Origin of the sequence: Dialister histaminiformans (assembly GCF_900103425.1) — a bacterium.
GTDB classification, from domain to species: domain Bacteria; phylum Bacillota; class Negativicutes; order Veillonellales; family Dialisteraceae; genus Allisonella; species Allisonella histaminiformans.
Genome location: NZ_FMXA01000034.1, coordinates 1 through 5,299 on the forward strand (window position 1 = coordinate 1; position 5,299 = coordinate 5,299).

Annotated in this window: 4 protein-coding genes; 2 read left to right on the top strand and 2 right to left on the bottom strand. The window is 50.1% G+C overall.

Annotated elements, in window-relative coordinates:
* Positions 1–104 precede the first annotated feature (104 nt).
* Both BLQ79_RS07975 and BLQ79_RS07980 read right to left on the bottom strand, forming a co-directional pair.
* Positions 105–1,445, bottom strand: a complete 1,341-nt coding sequence (locus tag BLQ79_RS07975; protein ID WP_159427890.1) for an MATE family efflux transporter — start codon at positions 1,443–1,445, stop codon at positions 105–107.
* A 93-nt stretch (positions 1,446–1,538) separates the two neighbouring features.
* Positions 1,539–2,744 carry an MFS transporter gene (locus BLQ79_RS07980; RefSeq protein WP_327020078.1) on the bottom strand — a complete coding sequence of 402 codons (1,206 nt, stop codon included), beginning with the start codon at positions 2,742–2,744 and terminating at the stop codon, positions 1,539–1,541.
* Positions 2,745–2,979: 235 nt separating this feature from the next.
* Between BLQ79_RS07980 and BLQ79_RS07985 the strand changes: the two genes are divergently transcribed.
* A complete protein-coding gene (locus BLQ79_RS07985; protein WP_091365575.1) occupies positions 2,980–4,560 on the top strand; it encodes a cation:proton antiporter in 1,581 nt (526 codons plus the stop codon).
* A 329-nt stretch (positions 4,561–4,889) separates the two neighbouring features.
* A partial coding sequence (locus tag BLQ79_RS07990) for an endonuclease domain-containing protein (RefSeq protein ID WP_091365576.1) occupies positions 4,890–5,299 on the top strand: 410 nt, incomplete at its 3' end.

The window sequence follows — 5,299 nt, forward strand, 5'->3', positions numbered from 1 at the left end:
GAAAGACCCGGATGGGGAAGTCTGAGCTGTATTTGAACATACGCGATGATCTTTCCCATCCGGGTCTGACGCAGAAGATGCGTGAACCTTGTGCTGATTTTGATTTATTTGTTTAGAGCGTGGATATACATCACATACACCCCCGCCAGCACCACATCGGTCACTGCCCAGCTTGCGGGATAGCAGAGCATGAGGGTTTGCAGGGTGGGGAACAGAGGGAATGCGGTGTATACCCAGGTAATTCGTACTCCGCAGATTCCGATGAGGGAGATGATGGCGGGAATGAGGGAATTTCCGTAGCCCCGAAGGCTTCCGGCGTAGAGGTCCAGGATAGCGTTGAGCCATTCGAAGCAGACTACGCAGTGGAGCCGGACTTTACCGTAGGCGATTACGGTATCGTTGGTGGTGAAGAGGTGAAGGAGTGGGTCGGCAAAGAGGAGTACGAAGGCGATGAGGATTACGGAGAGGATGGCAGTCTGTTTAAAACAGATACGTGTGGCCTTTCGGCAGCGGGAGAGTTCCCTGGCACCATAGTTCTGCCCTACCACGGTGGTGTTGACCTGCGCCATGGCGTACATCATGAAGTAGACAAATATTTCAATGTTGTACCCGGCGGCGGATCCGGCCATAACGTCCGGGCCCAGGCTGTTCAATGCGGTCTGGATTATGAGGTTGGACAGGCAGAATACGATGCCCTGAAGTCCGGCCGGGAGACCGATTTTGAGGATGCGTCGAACAATGTCTCTGTGCATGGTGAGCTGGTGAAAGTTCACGTGAAGCATGCTGTCCGTGCGATGAAGTCTCCAGAGAAGGAACAGGGCACTGATCAGGTTGGCCACAATGGAGCCGATAGCGACTCCACCGGCTCCTCCATGAAAGACGAGAAGGATGACCAGGTTGAGAAGAATCTTGCAGATTCCGCCCAGGGAGAGGGCCAGAAGAGGTGTCCGGGTATCGCCGACGGCACGGAATATGGAAGATTCAAAGTTATAGAGAAGAAGGAATGGCTGTTCCAGGAACAGGATGCGCAGATAGATTTCGGCGATGTCCATAATTTCTGCGGGAACCTGAAGCCACAGCAGCATGGGCCGTGCGGCCATTTCCCCTATAAGTGTGAGCGCCAGTCCGCAGAGGAAGGCCATGGTAACCGAAGTATGCACTCCGTCCCTCACCTTATCCGACTTATCCTGTCCGATAAATCCGGCCAGCACCACATTAGTCCCAATAGAAAGTCCGATAAACAGACTGAGAAGTGTGGTGATGAGCGGGGCACATCCACCTACGGCCGCCATGGACTGTTCATCCACAAAGCGGCCAATCATGGCAATGTCGGCCGCATTAAAAAACTGCTGAATCACTCCGGTCAGTGCCAGAGGGATAGCCATGAGCCATATTTTTCTGCTGAGCGGACCATGAGTCATGTCCACACCCTGTGTATGCATCATAATCTGTCCTTTATCTGAATGCCTTCCTATGGCAAAATACTTTCTATTTATTATACAGGGAGCCATACGGTGGCGTCATCTGTGTATGACAGGTCAGGCTCTGGCCTGGGCCTCACGAACTTTCTTATGCTGCAGGCGTATGAGCAGGGTAACAAAAAAGAAAATGAACGCTGTACTCCAGAATACAGATCCGTAGCCAAATTTCATAGCCAGGGCTCCAGAGAATACCGGCCCGGCCACGTTGCCCCACAGGGCCAGACTGGTGGTAATGCCAAATACGGTCCCCTTCTTTTCTTCCGGAACGGCCAGGGTAATGATGGTGTTGGAAATCGGCATAATCATGCCCATGAACATACCGGTCAATGCACGGAAGAAACCCAGTCCCCATACATTGGGCATCATATACTGAAGGATAAACAACACTCCACAGACTGCCGATGCACTGATGAGAATCTGATGCATAGGATGACGGGCGGTAAGACGGTCCACATGGAGCGAGGCCATGGCACTGGAGCCTCCGGCCAGGAATATGATGATTCCTACAATGGTGGCCACCGCTTTGGCATCGCCGCCCATCATTCCGCGAATATACAGAGGAAGAATCGGGCCGATGCCGGTCATGGCAAAGTTACAGAGAAACTGAAGGAAAATCATGAGGCGCACCGTAGGGTTGGAAAGAAAATATTTCATATCCTGCCATACAGAGCCTTCCTGTTTCTTATGAGATCGGATATCTGGCAGCAGAAACAAAGCGCCCAGACAGCTTACCAAGGCCAGTGATCCAAAGAGGATAAACGGCATGCGATAGCCAAATAAATCGGCAGTCACCCCGCCAATAACCGGTCCAAGCATAATGCCCATCACATTGGCGGCCTGAAATACGCCCAAACCATAGGTTCTCTTTTCTTTAGGCGTTACCGCTACGGTCATAGCGGCACATATCGGGACAAAACCACCTATGAGTCCCTGAATCATACGGAGTATGAACAGCTGCCACGGCCTGGTGGCCAGGGCACAGCCAAAGGTGACCAGGGTAATCAGAGCCAGAATCAGCGCAAGAATGCGGCGTCCCCCGTAATGTTCCGCCTTTCTTGTCCAATACGGGGCAGAAAAGCTGACCATCATCGGTGTGACACCGGAAATCAGCCCGGCCCAGAAGGCCGCCTCCCCGGGATCTTTAACCCCCATTTCCACAAGAAACAGCGGTATAAACGAGAGTACCCCGATAATGCTCACTCCGGTCCCTACCTGAATCGCTGCAATAGTAAAAAGACTCTTTTTCCAGTTCAATGTCAGCACCTCCATAGTACTGCCGCTGTGCACGGACAGTTTCACAAAAGAAAAGCAAAAAATAAAAACCAGTACATACGATGATGTACTGATTGCTGATTTTCCTGTTTAATTTTCCAGGTACCTAATTGTAACTCTAACATTTACAGTTGTCAAAGAATTGTCTGCGCAAGATTCCACATTAGCGTATAATGAGGATGAAAATTGTAGCACACCGCATATAAGACTTCCAAAGGAGATTGCTATGCATAACGAATTCATCTCTCTGGCCGTGATAGCTTTTATCTCGGCGGTTATTCCCATGGTTGCCAAAAGTATTCCCCGACGCCTGGTGCCGGAAACAGTACTTCTGCTGCTGGCCGGTTCCCTTCTGGGGCCGCATGGCTTCCATATCATCGATTCTCATGCAGATTCCATTCATTTGCTGTCAGAAATGGGATGTGCCCTGCTGTTTCTTCTGGCAGGATTTGAAATCGACCCGAAATCTGTAACCGGGGAAGATGGACGTCACGGACTGTATACGTGGATTGTCACCTTTATCCTGGCCGTTGGCGCCGCTATGGCTGTCCCTATTTTTGCGCAGGGACGGGAAGGTATCCTGGCTACGGCCTTACTGCTCACCACCACCGCATTGGGGACGCTCATGCCGATTCTCAAAGAGCGCGGCCTCATGGGCACCCGCATCGGGGACCTCATCCTTTCCTATGGCACCTGGGGGGAAGTGGCCGTGGTACTCTGCGTAGCCGTTCTTCTGTCCACCCGAGCCACCTGGCAGACCGCCGCCATTCTGGGAGGGCTGTTCCTCCTCTGTGTCTGGATTGCCCTGATGGGATCCAAATCGGTAAAGGATGGCAATGCGCTGTACCGATTCCTCGACTCCAAGGCCGGAGCCTCTTCCCAGACACCGGTACGGGTTACCCTGCTGCTCCTTATCCTTCTGGTTACATTTTCTGCGGTGTTTGATCTGGATATCGTGCTGGGCGCTTTCGCCGCCGGATTCGTGCTTCGTTACATTATTCCCGCAGGATCTCATGCACTGGAAACGAAACTGGAAGGCATGGCCTTCGGTTTCTTTATTCCTCTCTTCTTTACCGTATCCGGATGCACCGTGGATCTGAAAAAAGTGGCCGCCATGCCGGGATATCTTGTCATCTTCATTGCTGCGCTGGTGCTGGTCCGCTCTATCCCGATTATCCTTTCCCTTTCCCTTCGCAAGAGCACAAGAAAGGAAATCTCCCTGCACAACCGCACGTCCATTGCTCTGTATTGCACCACCGCATTGCCGCTGATTGTGGCGATTACCGGGATTGCCGTAAGGCAGCACCTGATGCATGAGGACGTTGCCTCTGTGCTGATCGCCGCCGGAGCTCTCACCGTATTTCTTATGCCATTCCTCGGGTCCGTCCTGTACCACGTCGTGGATTCCGATCCGATTTCCGCCATTAAGGAAATCCTGCATTCTCCCAGTGAACTGCCGGAAATTTTCCATGAACATGTGCATATAATGAATAAACATTTCAAGGAAGAACAGCTCCAGCACGCTATCTGGAAATGCAACCGGGTGGCCAGCCTGAAAGACAGCCTGCGGCGTATTGAAAATGAAACCGAGCGGAATATGATGTATAAACTGGCGGCCAAGCATTTGCGGGAACTGGAAAGTCTCCAGGAAAAATCCCTTCAGGAACGGCAGCAGTTGATGATCCGCCAGTATGCAGAAATGGATAAGCTGTATCACGCATACCACAATGGGGATATACCCACCCTTCTGGAATGGGAAAAGATGATGGGTTATGACAAAGAGGAGCCGGCAACACAGGGGGCGTAAGGATGCTCAAATCATCTGGCCCAGGGGGATGATTATATGGTAATCAAAGATTTCATAATTCTATGGACTTACAGCCTCACAGAATGAATTTGAATTGATAAGGGCAGGGGCTCGAAGGTTTCCCGTTCTGGAGAGAAAGGGTGGAATGACGACAAGGGCTTGTCGTCATTGGCTGTAAGTCCATAACCTTAAGAAATCTTTGATTTCAATAATATTGACAGCCCGGTCTTTGCTGGCTGGTGGGGGAAAGTAGATTTCTGTATGTTAGAACAAAGGGGAATATTGCTGAAGCTTTGAGTCATAATTTGCTTATGTATAGAGGGGGACATATGGGGAAAAGGGGAATTTATTTGTCTATTTATAGAACGCCCAAGGCGAAAAATCATGCTCGACATCTTCGTAAGACAATGACACGGGAAGAGAAGATATTATGGGGGTACTATCTTCGAAAGTATCCTATTCGCTTTCATAGGCAGTATGCTATTGGAAGATATATTGCGGATTTTTATTGTAGAAAAGCTAAACTGGTTATAGAAATTGATGATTCGCAGCATTTTATGAAAGATGGGGCAGCTCATGATTACCGAAGAACGGTTTTTATGAAACAATTTGGTATTCTTGTATTACGATTTATGAATAAAGAGATATTAACGAACCTGTCAGGGGTATGTGAGTACATTGATTATGTGGTTAAGCAGAGGTTGAAAGAACTTAGGAGCAGCCAGAGTCAGGAGCTTTA